This is a genomic window from Pseudomonas fluorescens, assembly GCF_902497625.1.
GTDB lineage: Bacteria > Pseudomonadota > Gammaproteobacteria > Pseudomonadales > Pseudomonadaceae > Aquipseudomonas > Aquipseudomonas fluorescens_BQ.
Window position 1 is genome coordinate 1 of sequence record NZ_CABVGX010000060.1, and the last position, 16,171, is coordinate 16,171.

Here is a 16,171-nt window from a genome sequence, read left to right on the forward strand (position 1 = left end):
GCTGCTACAGAACCTGCGACTAACGGTTGAACCGCTCCACCAGCGAGTACTGGGTTTTCGCGGTCTGCGTCAGTTCGGTGCTCAGTTGCGCCGAGTGCCTGGCCTGTTCAGATGTCTGATCCGCCAGATGCGCGATGGTGGTGATGTTGCGGCTGATTTCCTCAGCGACCGCCGTTTGCTCTTCAGTCGCGGCGGCGATCTGGGTGGTCATGTCGGTAATGTTCGCTACGGCTTCACTGATGCCTACCAGGGCCTTATCGGCCTCCAGCACCCAGGCCACCCCTTCCTCCGCCTGCCGGTGGCCGCTTTCCATAGTCTTCACCGCGTTGCTGGAAGACACCTGCAGTTTGGAAATCAGGCCGTGGATCTGTGCTGTAGACTCGGTGGTGCGTTGGGCCAGCTGGCGCACCTCATCCGCCACCACCGCAAAGCCGCGGCCCATATCACCCGCGCGAGCAGCTTCGATGGCGGCGTTCAGCGCAAGCAGGTTGGTCTGGTCGGCAATGCCTTTGATAACGTCGACCACTGTGCCGATTTCATTGCTGTCCCTGGCCAGTTGCGCAACGGTCAACCCTGTCTCGCCCACCACCACGGAGAGGCGCTGGATCGACTCGCGGGTATCGCGTGCGACGTCGCGTCCGCGGGCAGTCAGCACATTGGCTTCCTGCGTCGCATCGGCCGTGCGCTGGACGTGACTGGCGACTTCTTGTGTAGTTGCCGCCATCTGATTCACTGCTGCCGAGACCTGTTCGGTTTCGACGCGCTGACGATCCAGTCCCCGTGAACTGTCGGCAGCCAGACCGTCGGATTTGCCGGCCAGGCTGGTCAGTTGCTCGGCCGTGTCCTGAAGGCGCGTGAGGCAGGTCTTGAGCCGCGAGGCCTGACTGACGAACGCCGTTTCCAGACGAGCCTGAGGGCCGCGCTCATCACTGTACATTTTGCCGAGGAGGGCGTCGCAGGTTGAAGATTCAGCCAGCTCCAGCAGTTTGAGCGCGCCGCGATTCTGTCGGCGAGAAATGAACAAGCCGATCGGGACCGAAGCTGCAATTGTCAGGAGTGTCGCTTCAGTGGGACCCAGCCAGACACCGCTTGCGGTGCCGACGAGCCCCATTGTCAGCACTGGCAGCCAGGCGAGCAGCGCCGGTTGCCATTGATCGCTGACGGGAACGGCCGCCTTGCCCATGCTGATCCGCTTGTAAAGTGCTTCGGCGCGATGGATCTGTTCGGCAGTCGGTTTGACCCGCACCGATTCATAACCGATGACCTGGCTGCCGTCGAAAATGGGTGTGACGTAAGCGTTGACCCAATAGTGATCGCCAGTTTTCGAGCGATTCTTGACGATGCCCATCCACGGCTTGCCCAACTTAAGCGCGGCCCACATGTGGGCGAACACCGCTGGCGGCACATCGGGGTGGCGAACAATATTTTGCGGCGCGCCGATCAGGTCTTCCCTGACAAATCCGCTGATCTCTACAAACGCGTCGTTGCAATAAGTTATGTTGCCGCGTGCATCCGTTGTCGAGATGAGTTTTTGCTGAGGTCCAAGCGAAACCTCACGCTGCGTAACAGGCTGGTTGTTTCTCATCTGTGTTGCTCCTTGGCTTAAGCTCAGGACATCGGCCGCACAGAATGAAAAGTTAATAACAATCGCTGAAAGACCGGGTTGTTCGTCGGGTAACAGCAAGACTGTCATTTCCGGCACTGCGCCAATACCACTTGGCACGTGTTCGGGGTGCCACCGGAGCGCCCGGCATAACGTTTGCAGTTATTCATGGATTTCTTGCGAGCCATCTTTAACGTGTCGCCCCAGGCCAAGCCACCTTCGCCCATGGTCGGAAGCGCTTTGGCGTAGCAGCTTGAACCGATGGTTGAAGCGGAGTAACGAGACGTGGCAGCTTTGCCAGCACATCCGGCTGTAAGCCCCAGATGAGTTGCGAGCAGGACAAGCAGGAGCCAGGACGAGCGTTGCCTTGCTGATGGTCTGGTCATGCCATTCCCCTGATTCAGGCCGTCGTGCTCTTTTTCAGTCTAGACCGTGTCGCGCCAGGGCCGACGCAAAAGCGTCGGCCAGACCCGTAATTACCGCTTTCGATTTGCCGTTTTTACGTAGTCCACCGCCTCGTGTTTAACCATCATGCCTGCGTTCTCGAAGCACCAGCCGACCATTCCATCCGAGGGGCAGGGCATGCGACGTTTATCGTGTTTGATCATTTCTTCTGTGTTGAGCTTTCCGTTGATGGCGCAGGACCCCGGCGGCATCAACAGCGCGAAAGGCCAGGTGGATGCGGCCTTCGATCTGGTTCATACGCACATTTTTCGCGACGGTGACAATCTGGTCTTCCAGCAAGTCGTGTCCGGATCGGCGGGTAGCAAGCTGCCAGAAACCACCGGCAAGTTTGCCGGTTCGGACGTTTACAGCTACGTCTGGCCAACCAGCCTGGGCAGTGACGCCGTGGGCTTCGAAGCCAGGTCCGGGATCCTCGCGTTGGCACTGACCTCGCACCCGGACTTCGACGATACCCCGCAGCTCGACGAGAACAAGGACGGCAAAAAAGACAACGACGGCGGCTTATGGCATTCCCATTGGGTGGTGCTGACCAAGGAAGCCAGTTGCGGGCCAAGCGGGCTGAAAGTGCGCGACATTCCCAAAGATATGAAACCGAAGATGCCGCCGACCTGGCCGGGTGTGCCGCTGTACATCGATTCGCCGGGTTATAGCCTCGATGTCGGCAAGGACACCGTGAGGATCCAGGTGCCGCTCGCCGCCGTCGGCTTTCCGCACAACTTCAATTACGACGGAGTCACGGCCGGGCTGAAGGTCAACGCCGACCTGCACGATCCGCTGCTGTGTGTCAGCTCGGTGTGGGATGTCGCCTCCGGTGATCTGTCGCTGCCGGCCACCTGGGACGCCAAGGACAAACCCTGAACCGAAGTGGTTTCAACAGGCCTTGAGAGGTCATTGCGATGAATGATAAAAACCTTAGGCATGCCACCGGTGCCCCGGTGGTGGATAACCTCAACATCCAGACTGCCGGGCCACTCGGACCGGCCCTTTTGCAGGACATCTGGCTGCTGGAGAAGCTCGCGCATTTCGACCGCGAGGTGATTCCTGAGCGCCGCATGCACGCCAAGGGCGCTGGCGCTTACGGCACGTTCACCGTCACCGCCGATGTCAGTCGATTCAGCAAAGCCAGTGCGCTCAATGCCATCGGCAAACAGACCCCGGCGTTCGTGCGTTTTTCGACGGTGGCGGGGGAGCGCGGTGCGGCAGATGCCGAGCGGGATATTCGCGGCTTCGCGGTCAAGCTATACACCGACGAGGGTAACTGGGACATCGTTGGCAATAACACACCGGTGTTCTTCTTCCGCGATCCGCTGCGTTTTCCCGACCTCAACCATGTGGTCAAACGCGACCCGCGTACCGGTCTGCGATCGGCGACCAACAATTGGGATTTCTGGACGCTGCTGCCCGAGGCATTGCACCAGGTGACGATCGTCATGAGTGATCGCGGCATCCCGGCGAGCTATCGGCACATGCACGGTTTTGGCAGCCATACTTTCAGTCTGATCAACGCCGACAACCAACGGGTCTGGTGCAAGTTTCATTTCGTCTGTCAGCAGGCGATCAGCAATCTCAGCGATGCTGAAGCCGCGCAAGTGGTGGGTGGCGATCGCGAGAGCCATTTGCGTGATTTGTACGAATGCATCGAACGGCAGGAGTTCCCCAGCTGGAAGCTGTGCATCCAGACGATGACCGAGGAGCAGGCGCGCACGCATCGGCACAATCCGTTCGACCTGACCAAAGTCTGGCCGCACGGCGAATTTCCGCTACAGGAAGTCGGCATTCTGCAGCTGAACCGCAATCCGGAAAACCATTTCGCCGAGGTCGAGCAAGCGGCGTTTTCGCCGGCCAATGTCGTCCCCGGTGTGAGTTTTTCGCCGGACAAGATGCTCCAGGCCCGACTGTTTTCCTATGGTGATGCGCAGCGCTATCGCCTGGGCGTCAACTTCAACCACATCCCGGTCAATGCGCCGCGCTGCCCGTTCCACAGTTATCACCGCGACGGCGCCATGCGCACCGATGGCAACCTCGGTTCGACGTTGTCCTATTTTCCCAACAGTTTCGGTGAGTGGCAGGACCATCAGCACATGCACGAGCCGACCTTGCCCCTTGAAGGTGACGGCGCGCATTGGGACCAGACGCTGGTCGAAGACCATTTCGAGCAGCCCGGCAACCTGTTCCGTCTGATGACACCTGTCCAGCAACAGCTGCTGTTCGAGAACACTGCGCGAGCCATGGGCGATGCGCCCGTAATGATCAAGCAGCGTCACGTTGCCAACTGTTCCAAGGCTGATCCGGCATACGGCGCCGGTGTCGCCAAAGCACTGGGTCTGAGCCTGGCCGCTGCCGATCTGCCCAACGTTACACCGTCCCAACCCCATCCAGAACCCGCCGTTGGAGAACAATCATGAACACTAACGATTCGAGCAAAAAAGCCTTGGTGGTCGTCGACATCCAGAATGACTATTTTCCCGGTGGCCGCTGGGCGCTTTCCCACGTCGAGGATGCGGCGGCGCAGGCGGCAAGGGTGATCGAGCGGTTCCGCGACCGCGGCGATCTGGTGGTGCATATCCGTCATGAGTTCAAGGATGACAACGCACCGTTCTTCCGTCCCGGGAGCGAGGGCGCTCAGATCCATGAGAGCGCGAAAAATCGTCCGGAGGAACCGGTGGTGCTCAAGCACTACATCAATTCTTTCCGAGAAACCGAACTCAAGTCCATCCTCGATCAGCACGGGATCAATGAAATCGTGGTGGTCGGCAACATGAGTCACATGTGCGTCGACGGCATGACCCGTGCCTCGGTGGATTTCGGCTACACCACCACAGTCTTGCATGACGCCTGCGCCACGCTGGACCTGGAGTTCAACGGCGTCAAAGTGCCCGCCGAACATGTGCACGCGGCATTCATGGCGGCGCTCAGTTTCGGTTATGCACCGGTCATCTCAACCAGTGAATACCTGAACCGCTAATCGTGGCACCTGGCAGGCGGATGAACGGCACCCGTCGTGCATTTGCCTGCCGATTTCGTAGTCTATGCTGATCACCTGGACCGATTTGGCACGGAGGCTGCCGCCCACTCCGCGATCATTGAGGTGCGTCGATGGTGCAGCTGATCTGCTCGGAATTCGATGAGTTCGAAGAGGCACTCTACGGCGTGCAAGGACGCTACGTGCTGCGCACGCGCCAGCAGCGCGACTGGCAACTCAATGTTGTCGACCTCAACGGCGTGGCGTTGATGAGCGGTCGCGAAGGTGCGGGGACGGTTTACACGGGCATTGGCCTGCCGGGTTATTTCAATATTTTCGTACCGTTAACCGGCCATGAATCCACCGTGGTCGACGGTCAAGCGTTCAACCGGCGCAGGGTCGGCTGGATGGTCCCCAATGCGATGTTTCATATCAATGCGAAAAGCCCGGCCAGCTGGCTGACGGTCGCCATGTCCTGTGAGCCGGTACTGCGCTGGGCCGGGGTCCGCGAAGACGAATTCGATTTTTCGGTATTGCAACGCAACTTCGTCGGCAACGCCCAGCGCCACCTCGGCCCGTTACTGTGGCTGGCGCGGCGCCTGTTTCACATCGACGCTCATGCACCCCACGCGCTGCACAACGACAGCGCCGAGCATGCCGCGCGCATGGAAGTGCTGGATGTGGTGTTTCGCATGTTGCTGCCGGTTGACCCGGTGAATGCCGCGCCACGCCACCATCGCGATCACAAGGACATCCTCAGGCGCGCCCTGGAACTGCTCGATACCCTGGAGATCCAGTCGGTGTACACCGAGGATATTTGCCAGGCCACCTGCGCGTCCGAACGTACAGTGCGCAATGTTTTCAACGAATACCTGGGCATGAGTCCGCACCGATACCTGATGATTCGCCGCTTGCACGCGATTCGCTGGGCCATCCTTCATGCCGCACCGGAGGATACGATCACTACCCTCTGTGCACGCTTTGGCGTGTGGGATTTTGGCCGTTTCGCCAGCCTGTACCGGCAGTATTTTGGAATGCTGCCGGCGCAATCGCTGAAGGCTGCGAGGGCGCTGACGCCGACGTAAATGCCGGTTATCAGAGCAGGGTGCGCATCAAGGTCGTGCTCGGGTATTCGCCAAACAGTCGGTGATAGTCAGCAGCCATCCGACCGCTGTCGGAAAAGCCGAAGCGCAGCGCGATCTGGCTGACCGATTCAGTGTTCGGGTTGGCGATCGACAGGGCCGCTCGCACCAGGTGCAGCCGGCGAATGTGCAGGTATCGATTGGGGCCGACGCCGAACAGCTCCTTGAAAATCGAACGCAATGTGCGCTCACTGATCTTGGCATGGCGGCACAGTTCGGACAGACGAATCGGTTGTTCGTCATAGCGTTGCAGCAGCGTGATCACCCGGTCGATGCTGGCCTGGCGCTTGGCCCGCTGCCAGCCGACGGGGGCGGCCGGCGGGGTGTATGAAGTCGGGAGCGTGATCAGGGGCTTTTCCATTTCAACCTGCCACCAAGCTCATTCAGGTCAGCCAAGGCTCGCGCGGTTCGGCGTAAGGCACTACGTAAAACAGGCAAATTTGCACAGCACAACACGATACCTGTAGCAGCTGTCGAGCGGCTTTTGTGGCGAGGGGCGTTTGCGGTGAGTGACTTGTGGTAAGTGACTTTGCTGTGAGCGACTTGTGGTAAGTGACTTTGCTGTGGGTGACTTGTGGTGAGTGACTTTGCGGTGAGTGACTTGTGGTGAGTGACTTGTGGTAAGTGACTTTGTGGTAAGTGACTTTGTGGTGAGGGGGCTTGCCCCCGTTGGGCTGCGCAGCAGCCCCTGAACTTGCAACTTCATTTCTCCAGGCTCACCGCATGTCTCGGGCTGAGGCTGCTACGCAGCCCAACGGGGGCACGTCCCCTCGCCACAAAAGGCGCTCGGCAGCTGCTACAAGTGGGCCGCTACTTGCCGATTTTACGTAGCTGCATCGGGCTCGCGTTGCGCTTGCTGCCAATGGACCTACACCCAGGACCGGGCAGATTCATCCTGATCGGAGGATGTCAAAAATGGGTATGAAGTGTTCGCTTGCCGTGCTGTTTGCCTGGGCACTGTGGCCATATATGACAATGCAAGCGGCGGTAAGTGACTTTGTGGTGAGGGGGCTTGCCCCCGTTGGGCTGCGCAGCAGCCCCTGAACTTGCAATTTCATTTCTCCAGGCTCACCGCATGTCTCGGGCTGGGGCTGCTACGCAGCCCAACGGGGGCAAGCCCCCTCGCCACAAAAGGCGCTCGGCAGCTGCTACAAGTGGGCCGCTACTTGCCGATTTTACGTAGCTGCATCGGGCTCGCGTTGCGCATGCTGCCAATGGACCTACACCCAGGACCGGGCAGATTCATCCTGATCGGAGGATGTCAAAAATGGGTATGAAGTGTTCGCTTGCCGTGCTGTTTGCCTGGGCACTGTGGCCATATATGACAATGCAAGCGGCGCAGCCGGACGTGGTCTACGGCGATGTCGAGCCTTTCGCCGTACTGCCCGAAGGCGTGCGCAACCCCGAAGGCCTGGCGGTCAACCCGCAAAATGGCGAGGTCTATGTCGGCACGTTCGACGCGCGTTCGCCCGCTGCACTGCGCAACAACCAACTGCTGCGCTATTCCCAGGACGGCAAGCTGCTGGCCCAGCACAACTTCGGCCCAACGCCGCTCACCGGTATCGAAGTCCGGGAAGGGAAGATTTACATCCTCAATTTCGGCGCCTCGAAACTGCAACGCATTGCCGCAGATTTCACGGCGTCCACCCCAGTGCAGGACCTGCTGACCTTCAGCGCACTCACACCGCCAGCGCCGCCCCTGCGCACTGTCGAGAATCCGGACGGCAGTCACGATCAAATCACCTTCGGCGCCCAAGGCATGCCCGGCCCGAACGGCATGGTCTTCGACCGCCAGAACAATCTGTACATCTCCGACTCTTTCCAGGGCGCGCTCTATCGAGTGGACAAGGCCACCACCTGTGCGCCCTGCACGTTGGTCACTGTTGCCCGCGACCCATTATTTGCCACCACGGCCACGCTACCATTCGGCGCCAACGGTCTGGCGTTCAATGCTGACGAAAGCGTGCTCTACATCAACAATGCCGGTGACGGGCGCGTTCTACGCAGGCCGATGCCCGACGGTCCGGTGAGCATTGTCGCCGAAAGTGTTTTTGGCGCCGATGGCCTGTTATTTCATGACGGGTTCCTGTGGGTCGCATCCAACCAGTCTGACGCCATGGTCGCCCTCGACGAGCAAGGGCGGGTGAGGGCGCGCATCGGCCGGTTTCTGGGGATCAACGCCGACGGCAGCCCCAAGGGTTTGCTGTTCCCCTCCGGCGGCGCGGTGCAGGGCAAACGCATGATCGTTGCCAATTTGTCTTTCCCTTTGACGCCGGATACCGGCGATGAATGGGAAGAAGAAGTCACGCGGTGGAGCCTGGTCAGTTTCGAAATCCCGTTGCTGCAAGCGCCGGCGACGACAGTTTCCCATCAATGAAAAACCGAGGAGTGTGCGAACCATGAGTACTTTCACCACCAAAGAAGGCGTGGACATTTACTACAAGGATTGGGGCAGCGGTCCGGTTGTGGTGTTCTGCCATGGCTGGCCGCTGGACGCCGACAGTTGGGAAGCGCAGATGTATCACCTGGCGGCCAATGGTTGTCGCTGCATCGCCCATGACCGCCGAGGCCATGGGCGCTCCAGTCAGCCATGGGACGGCAACGACATGGACCATTACGCTGATGACCTGGCGCAATTGCTCGACCATCTTGATGTGCGCGATGCGACCTTGTTCGGGTTTTCCACAGGCGGCGGTGAAGTGGCGCGATATATCGGCCGTCACGGCACTGCCCGGGTGAAAAAAGCCGGGCTGATTTCCGCGGTGCCGCCACTGATGGTCAAGACTGACGCCAACCCTGGCGGGCTGCCGGTATCGGTCTTCGATGGTATTCGCGAAGGCTTGCTGGCGGACCGCTCGCAGCTGTTCATCGACATTCCGAGCGGGCCGTTTTTTGGTTTCAACCGCCCGGACGCAAAGCCTTCCCAAGGCGTAATTAATGCCTGGTGGTTGCAGGGCATGCGCGGCGGCCACAAGAACACCTACGACAGCATCAAGGCGTTTTCCGAAACCGACTTTACCGAAGACCTGAAGAAATTCGACGTGCCGACGCTGATCATTCACGGAGATGACGACCAAATCGTGCCCATCGATGCCGCCGGACGTGCCTCGGCGAAACTGATCAAGGACAACACTTTGATCGTCTACGAAGGTGCGCCGCACGGGATCACCGACACCCACAAGGAACGGCTCAATGCCGACCTGCTGGCGTTTGTGCAAGCGTAGTTGCTAACCCGAATGACAGTGAGAGCCCGGGCGGCTCTCACTGTCATGCAAGACGGCTGACGATCACGACGCCTTGTTGGACTCGTCCGCCGCCTTGATCAGGTCGGCGCCTATTTCATCAGAGAACTTGTCCCACACCGGGCGCATCGCGTCGCGCCATTGCTGGCGTTGCTCAGGCGTCAGCGGGTCGATCTCGCTGGTCTTGGCGTTGATGATCGTCTGCCTGGCCGTGCGATTGAGGGCTTCGGCCTGTTCGTTCACCTTGACGGTGACTTGATCGATGATGGTTTGCAGCTCGCTGCGCACGTCTTCCGGCAGACCGTTCCAGAATTTGGCGTTGGTGATGACCATGTAATCGATCAGGCCATGGTTGGTTTCGGTGAAGAACGGCTGCACTTCGTAGACTTTCTGGCTCTCGTAGTTGGACCAGGTATTTTCAGTGCCGTTGACGGTGCCGGTCTGCAGGCCCTGGTACACCTCGGCAAAGCTCATCTTGCGCGGGTTGGCGCGGATCGCCTTGAACTGTTCCTCGAGCACACTGGAAGCCTGCACACGGAATTTAAGACCGCGGGCATCCTTGGGCAGAATCACCTTCTTGTTGGCGGATAGCTGCTTGAGACCGTTGTGCCAATACGCCAGGCCATGAATGCCCTTGTCATTCATTGACGACAGCAGCGCTTTGCCCTGCGGACCTTGCTGGAAGCGGTCGACAGCAGCCAGGTCGTTGAACAGGAAGGGCAGGTCAAAAATCTGCACCTTTTTGGTGTACTGCTCGAACTTGGCCAGGGACGGCGCGAGCATCTGCACATCGCCGACCAACAGCGCTTCCATCTCCTTGCCGTCACCAAACAACGCCGAGTTCGGATACACCTCGACTTTTACCCGATCCTTGAGCTTTGGGTGTTCGCCCACCAGTTTCTGGAACATCAGCGCGCCCTGGCCTTTGGGCGTGTTGTCGGCCACCACGTGCGCGAACTTGATGATTATCGGGTCGGCTGCCTGCACGAGGCCTGCCATGGAAACAGCGGCGGCGCAGAGCAGCGCCTTGGTCAGCTTCAACATCGTGATCACCTTGTTATTGTTGTAAGGGAAGTCAGTCGTTGAGGACGTGTTCCGGCCCTCGCGGGTGAGGCAGTTTCGAGGTTTCTCCCATCCCAAGATGCCCAATCGCAGGCGTTTGCTGAATCAGCTTTTGCGTAACCCTGCGTTCGGACGCGGTGAACGCGCTCAGTTTGTCGCCAGGGCCAAAAGCCGTTGCGCGCGCAGCAACACCGGGGCGTCGATCATTTGCCCGTCCAGCTGAAAAGCACCGGCGCCGTTTGCCGCCGCGCTGGCTTGCACAACTTTGCGTGCCCACTCGAGATCGTCGGCGCTGGGGGCGAGGGCGGCATGAATGACCGCAACCTGATTGGGATGGATGCACAGCGCGCCGCCATAACCCATGTCGTAGGCGTGACGGACGGCCCGCTGCAAACCGTCGGGATCGCCGATGGCCGGGAACACGCCATCCAGCGGCGGCAGCAAATCGGCGCCGCGCGAGTGCAGTTGCACGGCCATGCGCGCCTGATCGAGAAACAGCAGTGCGGCAGCGCTGCCGGTGTTGAGGTTCAAATCGAGGGCGAGGTCGAGGCTGCCAAATGACAAGCGCTCGACCCCCTCGGCGTGGGCAATCTGCTGCAGCGCCAGCAGGCCTTTGGCGCTTTCGATAATCGGCCAGATCGGTTTGCCGGTTTGCCATACGGCGGCAACGTGTGCGGCGCTTTCCACCTTGGGCAGCAGCACGCCAACGACGCCTTCGTGTTGCTTGCAGAAGGTCAGATCTGCGGCGTGCTGCAGATGATCCGGTGCATTGACTCGCACCCAGACCGAAGCCTCTGACTGCTTGTTCAAAAAGTCCGCCAGATTATCGCGGGCCTGAGGTTTCAGCGGTTCCTCCACGGCGTCCTCGAAATCGACGATGACCGCGTCGGCGCCAGCGGCCAGGGCCTTGGCAAAACGCTCTGGGCGACTGCCGGGCACGAACAGCGCGGAGCGAACGATGGTTTGGCGCATACATGAATCCTCTTGAGCGGTGAAGCCTTCAAATCACTCCGGTCGCCGTCAACCGAGCCTGTTCTTCCTCAGAAAAACCCAGCTGCGCGAGGATCTCGCGGTTGTGCTGGCCGAGGTCCGGCACGCCGTCCATGCGCGGCGTGAATGCACTGTTCTGCCCGGGCGGCAGCAGCGACGGTAATTTGCCGCAGGGACTGTCGACTTCGCGCCAGCGATCACGGGCCTTGAGTTGCGGATGCTCCCAGACGCCCTGCATGTCATTGACCCGGGCGTTGGCAATCTGCGCGTCTTCCAGGCGCGCGACCACCTCATCGACCGACAACGCTGCAAAGCCGTCGACAATGATCTGCCGTAGCGCTTCACGATTCTCCGAGCGCTTGAAGTTGGCCGAGAAACGCGGGTCCGTCGCGAGGGGCTGGTCCAGCAGAACCTTCTCGCAGAACAACGCCCATTCGCGCTCGTTTTGCAGCCCGAGCATGATCGTGCCGCCACCGCCGGTGGGGAACGGCCCGTACGGATAGATCGTCGCGTGGGAGGCGCCGGCCCGGGCTGGCGGCGGCGCACCGTTATAGGCGTAGTACATCGGGTAGCCCATCCATTCGACCAGGCTTTCCAGCATCGACACGTCGATGCGGCTGCCCACGCCGGTTTTCTCGCGCAGCATCAGCGCCGAGAGAATGCCGGTGTAGGCATACATGCCTGCAGCGATGTCGGCAATCGAGCAGCCGGCCTTGGCCATCTCGTCTTCGCCGGGGCCACCGGTGACCGAAAGGAAGCCGCCCTCGCTCTGGATCAGCAGGTCGTAAGCCTTTTTCTTCGCGTAAGGTCCGCCCTCGCCGTAGCCGGAAATATCGCAAACGATCAGCCGTGGGAAACGCGCCTGCAACGCTTCGAACGACAGGCCCATGCGGGCGGCCGCGCCCGGTGCAAGGTTCTGCACCAGCACGTCCGCCTTGCCCAGTAGCGACTCGAGAATGCCGCTGGCCGCGTCCTGTTTAAGGTCCAGGGTCAGGCTTTCCTTGGAGCGATTGGTCCAAACGAAATGCGAGGCCAGACCGTCGACACGCTGATCGTAACCACGGGCGAAATCACCGCTGCCGGGGCGTTCAACCTTAATCACACGGGCGCCCAGATCGGCCAGTTGCCGCGTGCAGAAGGGCGCCGCAATCGCGTGCTCCAGGCTGATGACGGTGATGCCGTCCAACGGTCGGGGATTGAGCTGAGTCATGTCGGTCACCTGTTCGCAACGGTTAAATCAGATCGGCCAGCGCCTGCGCATCGCGCAGATGCCAGACCTTGTCGATCAGTGCATCGCCTTGCTCTGGCGTGCGCGCCGCGGAAAACGCCAGCAAACGCTGGAACTTGGCCGCCAGCTCGCGGCGCGACAGCGTGTTGCCGGGGTCGCCCTTGGGCTCGTCGATGGCGGCGGTCAGCGTGCGGCCGTCGGTGGTGATGACGATCACGCGGCCGAGCCAGCGCGCCGGGTAAGCGCTGTCGACTTCGGGGTCGAGTTCCATGCTGACTTTTTCACGAAAAGCATCGACGTCGGGATCGGTGAGGGCCAGGTCGCGAAACTCGATCAACTGCGCACTGCCGTGCACGGCGATCAGCCCCAACACGGCGCCCATGGAGAATTTGGCCTGATGCACGGTGCTCGGTTTGACCACGCGGCCCAGCACGTCTATGGCGCCCTGATGCACGCGGGTGACCACCTTGGCGATCTGGTCATGGCGCAAGCCTTCGCGTTGCATCAACTGCAGCAAGGCGTCAGCGGCGGGGTGCGTGTGGCGGCAGGAAGCGTGGAATTTGAACGAGGTTTCCGCCAGCGCCCAGCGTGTGCCCAGCCGATCGGACAATTTGCTCGGGTCGGCATCGGACGACATGCCGGCGGCCATGCCTTGCTCGCCTTCAAGAATATTGCGCGCGCCGGTCAGGCCATCCTCGGTCATGTAAGCGGCGAGCAAACCGTCGGCGGCAGCCTTGGCGGTGTGCAGCTGCTTGGAGTCTGCAGCGTCGCGCAAGAACTCCCACAAACCGGCCGCCTGAGTGCCGGCGCTGCCCAACACATTGATGAATTGTTCCTTGTCGAAACCCAACAATTTGCCGACGCCCACCGCAGCGGCGAGGGTGCCGACGGTGGCGGTGGTGTGGAAGATGCGGTAATGCGAGCGGCCCAAGAATTCGCCAATGCGAATCCCTGCTTCGTAGCCTGCGACCGAGGCCAGCAGCAGGTCCTTGCCGGATTTGTTCAAGTCCTGAGCCGCCGCCAGCACCGCGGAAAACACCACCGTGGCCGGGTGCAGCACGGAACTGTTATGCAGGTCGTCCTGTTCCACCAGGTGCGAGGAGGCGCCGTTGACGAAGGCGGCAAAGTACGCCGACGTACCGCGTCCGCTGACGAGGATTTTGGCATTGCCGTCGGCGGGTCCCATGCGCTCGGCGTAGCGCTCGAACAGTGGAATCGGCCGTGCGCCCTGACTGGCCAGGGCCGAGCCGATCCAGTCGAGAAACAGGTCTTCGGTGCGGGAGAGCACAGCGTCGGGAATTTGCGCGTAGTTCAGGTCGGCCAGGAACGTGGCCAAAGCGTCGGTATGGTGCATGGGCTGGGCCTCAGAAACTGCGCGGCAATTCGAGCAAATGCTCGGCGACGTAGGAAAGAATCAGGTTCGTGGAGATCGGTGCCACCTGATACAACCGGGTCTCGCGGAACTTGCGTTCGACGTCATATTCGCAAGCGAAACCGAAGCCGCCGTGGGTTTGCAGGCAGGCGTTGGCGGCCTCCCACGAGGCTTTCGCGGCGAGGTATTTGGCCATGTTGGCGCTGGCCCCGGCGTTCTTGCCGTTGTCGTATTCCTCGCAGGCGCGCCAGCGCATCAGGTCGGCCGCTTCGATCTCGATATGCGCTTCGGCAATCGGGAACTGCACGCCCTGGTTCTGCCCGATCGGGCGGCCGAAAACCACGCGATCACGGGCGTAGGCGCTGGCTTTCTCGATGAACCAGCGCCCATCGCCGATGCACTCGGCGGCGATCAGCGTGCGTTCGGCATTCAGCCCGTCGAGGATGTATTTGAAGCCTTTGCCTTCTTCGCCGATGAGGCTGTCAGCCGGCAGTTCGAGGTTGTCGAAGAACAGCTCGTTGGTTTCGTGATTGACCATGTTGGCGATCGGCTGAACGGTCAAACCTTTGCCGATGGCTTCGCGCAGGTCGACCAGAAAAATCGACATGCCCTCGGATTTTTTCTTCACTTCGGCCAGCGGCGTGGTGCGAGCCAGCAGAATCATCAGGTCGGAATGCTGCACCCGCGAGATCCACACTTTCTGGCCGTTGATGATGTACTTGTCGCCCTGCTTAACCGCTGTGGTCTTGATTTTGGTGGTGTCGGTGCCGGTGGAAGGCTCGGTCACCGCCATCGATTGCAGGCGCAATTCGCCGCTGGCGAGTTTGGGCAGGTAGTGACTTTTCTGCGCCTCGCTGCCGTGGCGCAGCAGGGTGAACATGTTGTACATCTGGCCGTGCACGGTGCCGGAGTTGCCGCCGCAGGCGTTCACTTCTTCCAGAATCACCGAGGCTTCAGCCAGCCCCAGGCCCGAACCGCCGTACTCGGCCGGGATCATCGCCGACAACCAGCCGGCATCGGTCAGGGCTTTGACGAACGCTTCCGGGAAACCTTTCTGTTCGTCGATCTGCCGCCAGTACGCCGCATCAAATTCAGCGCAGAGGGCGCGCACGCCCTCGCGGATGGCATTGAGGTCTTCGTCGTCATAAGGATTCATGGTCAGGCTCTCTTGTTTCAATCAGCAGCGTGCCACCCGGCGACAGGCAGCGCTAACGGAAAAGGCTTCAGTCGAAAACGACCTCGGCGGTCTGGGCGACACCGGCTGCATTGCCGGCCCACAACTGCGCTGTACCGGCGTCGACGAAGCGCCCGCCCACCTCAAACGGCGTGGGCACATTCAACGGCCGTACTCCGCGATAAGCGAAGTGCCGCACGTGTTTGTCGGGGTTGGCGCGAATGAAGGCGCGCAGGTTGAACGTGGCAATCATCGGCCCGTGCACCACCAGGTTCGGATAGCCTTCGGTCTCGGTGACGTAGGGGTAGTCGTAGTGAATGCGATGGCCGTTGAAGGTCACGGCGGAGTAGCGGAACAGCAGGGTCGGCGTGGGCGAAATGGTTTCACTCCAGTCGCCCGGTTCTGGTGCTGCGCCGCTGTTGAGCCTGGGTGGATTGGGCTCGCGGTAAACGATGTCCTGCTCTTCGCGCACGCACAGTTGACCGTTCTGCGAATAGTCATGCCGCACCGTCACGAACAGCAGCGAACCACTGCGGCCGTGCTTTTCTTCAACGCGCAGGAGGGTCGATAAACGGTGTGCTTCGGCGCCGACGATCAGCGGCTGGATGAACTCAACGCGACCACCGGCCCACATGCGGTTGCGGTTGTCGGCCGGGGGCAGGAAGCCGCCACGCGCCGGGTGGCCATCGCCGCCGAGCTGAGTTTCGAACAGCGGCTCCTGGAAAAAACACCATTGCCACAGCGCCGGCAGCGTTTCGCCATCGGCCGGTGCCGCTTCGGAGAACGTCGCGGCGATGCGCTTGATCAGATTGCGGCTGAGCAGGTCATGAGCTTCTTCCGTGCGGCCGATCCAGGCACTGAAATCCGTGGGCGAAGTGGAAACGTTCATATCCGGGCAGCCTCTGCGTTCGTTCTTGTGCACCGATCATGC

The 16,171-nt window shown here is 60.7% G+C and carries 15 protein-coding genes and 1 pseudogene; 6 read left to right on the forward strand and 10 right to left on the reverse strand.

Annotated features, from left to right (window positions below; genetic code table 11):
• Positions 1-19: 19 nt before the first annotated feature.
• The 3 genes and pseudogenes from F8N12_RS24975 to F8N12_RS27970 all read right to left on the reverse strand — a co-directional run bounded on the left by F8N12_RS24975 (position 20) and on the right by F8N12_RS27970 (position 1,989).
• A complete protein-coding gene (locus F8N12_RS24975) occupies positions 20-1,078 on the reverse strand; it encodes a methyl-accepting chemotaxis protein (RefSeq protein ID WP_412072162.1) in 1,059 nt (352 codons plus the stop codon).
• Positions 1,079-1,318: 240 nt separating this feature from the next.
• Positions 1,319-1,693, reverse strand: a pseudogene (locus F8N12_RS28355) (PAS domain-containing protein); the annotation flags it as partial.
• Positions 1,690-1,989 (reverse strand): hypothetical protein, encoded by a 300-nt coding sequence (locus F8N12_RS27970; protein WP_150582768.1) that lies wholly within the window; start codon positions 1,987-1,989, stop codon positions 1,690-1,692. The gene F8N12_RS27970 and the pseudogene F8N12_RS28355, both read right to left, overlap by 4 nt.
• A 196-nt stretch (positions 1,990-2,185) precedes the next feature.
• On the opposite strand from F8N12_RS27970, the gene F8N12_RS24985 reads away from it, so the two are divergent.
• From F8N12_RS24985 to F8N12_RS25000, 4 genes are all read left to right on the forward strand, one after another.
• Positions 2,186-2,926, forward strand: coding sequence for a hypothetical protein (locus F8N12_RS24985; RefSeq protein ID WP_150582769.1), 741 nt, complete (start codon positions 2,186-2,188; stop codon positions 2,924-2,926).
• Positions 2,927-2,964: 38 nt separating this feature from the next.
• Positions 2,965-4,473 (forward strand): catalase, encoded by a 1,509-nt coding sequence (locus F8N12_RS24990; RefSeq protein WP_150582770.1) that lies wholly within the window; start codon positions 2,965-2,967, stop codon positions 4,471-4,473.
• Entirely contained in the window at positions 4,470-5,033 is a 564-nt protein-coding gene (locus tag F8N12_RS24995) for a cysteine hydrolase family protein (protein ID WP_150582771.1), read from the forward strand. Before F8N12_RS24990 ends, F8N12_RS24995 begins: the two co-directional genes overlap by 4 nt.
• 131 nt (positions 5,034-5,164) lie before the next feature.
• Positions 5,165-6,115: a helix-turn-helix domain-containing protein gene (locus tag F8N12_RS25000; RefSeq protein WP_150582772.1), complete on the forward strand. Its 951-nt coding sequence runs from the start codon at positions 5,165-5,167 to the stop codon at positions 6,113-6,115.
• A gap of 10 nt (positions 6,116-6,125) precedes the next feature.
• Here F8N12_RS25000 and F8N12_RS25005 read toward each other — a convergent pair whose 3' ends face one another.
• A complete protein-coding gene (locus F8N12_RS25005) occupies positions 6,126-6,533 on the reverse strand; it encodes a helix-turn-helix transcriptional regulator (protein WP_150582773.1) in 408 nt (135 codons plus the stop codon).
• A 906-nt stretch (positions 6,534-7,439) separates the two neighbouring features.
• Between F8N12_RS25005 and F8N12_RS25010 the strand changes: the two genes are divergently transcribed.
• Entirely contained in the window at positions 7,440-8,549 is a 1,110-nt protein-coding gene (locus F8N12_RS25010; RefSeq protein WP_150582774.1) for an SMP-30/gluconolactonase/LRE family protein, read from the forward strand.
• A 22-nt stretch (positions 8,550-8,571) separates the two neighbouring features.
• The gene (locus tag F8N12_RS25015; protein WP_150582775.1) at positions 8,572-9,396 is read left to right on the forward strand and encodes an alpha/beta fold hydrolase; all 825 of its coding nucleotides are present in this window, start codon (positions 8,572-8,574) and stop codon (positions 9,394-9,396) included.
• 63 nt (positions 9,397-9,459) lie between these two features.
• On the opposite strand, the gene F8N12_RS25020 is transcribed toward F8N12_RS25015, so the two are convergent.
• From F8N12_RS25020 to F8N12_RS25045, 6 genes are all read right to left on the reverse strand, one after another.
• Positions 9,460-10,458, reverse strand: a complete 999-nt coding sequence (locus F8N12_RS25020; RefSeq protein ID WP_150582776.1) for a TRAP transporter substrate-binding protein — start codon at positions 10,456-10,458, stop codon at positions 9,460-9,462.
• Between the two features lie 165 nt (positions 10,459-10,623).
• Positions 10,624-11,448 (reverse strand): HpcH/HpaI aldolase/citrate lyase family protein, encoded by an 825-nt coding sequence (locus tag F8N12_RS25025; protein WP_150582777.1) that lies wholly within the window; start codon positions 11,446-11,448, stop codon positions 10,624-10,626.
• Positions 11,449-11,476: 28 nt separating this feature from the next.
• Positions 11,477-12,676 carry a CaiB/BaiF CoA transferase family protein gene (locus F8N12_RS25030; RefSeq protein ID WP_150582778.1) on the reverse strand — a complete coding sequence of 400 codons (1,200 nt, stop codon included), beginning with the start codon at positions 12,674-12,676 and terminating at the stop codon, positions 11,477-11,479.
• A gap of 22 nt (positions 12,677-12,698) precedes the next feature.
• Positions 12,699-14,048 (reverse strand): MmgE/PrpD family protein, encoded by a 1,350-nt coding sequence (locus F8N12_RS25035; RefSeq protein WP_150582779.1) that lies wholly within the window; start codon positions 14,046-14,048, stop codon positions 12,699-12,701.
• 10 nt (positions 14,049-14,058) lie between these two features.
• Complete coding sequence (locus F8N12_RS25040) at positions 14,059-15,222, reverse strand: acyl-CoA dehydrogenase family protein (RefSeq protein ID WP_150582780.1); 1,164 nt, start codon at positions 15,220-15,222, stop codon at positions 14,059-14,061.
• A gap of 67 nt (positions 15,223-15,289) precedes the next feature.
• Positions 15,290-16,129 carry a MaoC family dehydratase N-terminal domain-containing protein gene (locus F8N12_RS25045; RefSeq protein ID WP_150582781.1) on the reverse strand — a complete coding sequence of 280 codons (840 nt, stop codon included), beginning with the start codon at positions 16,127-16,129 and terminating at the stop codon, positions 15,290-15,292.
• Between the last annotated feature and the right edge of the window lie 42 nt (positions 16,130-16,171).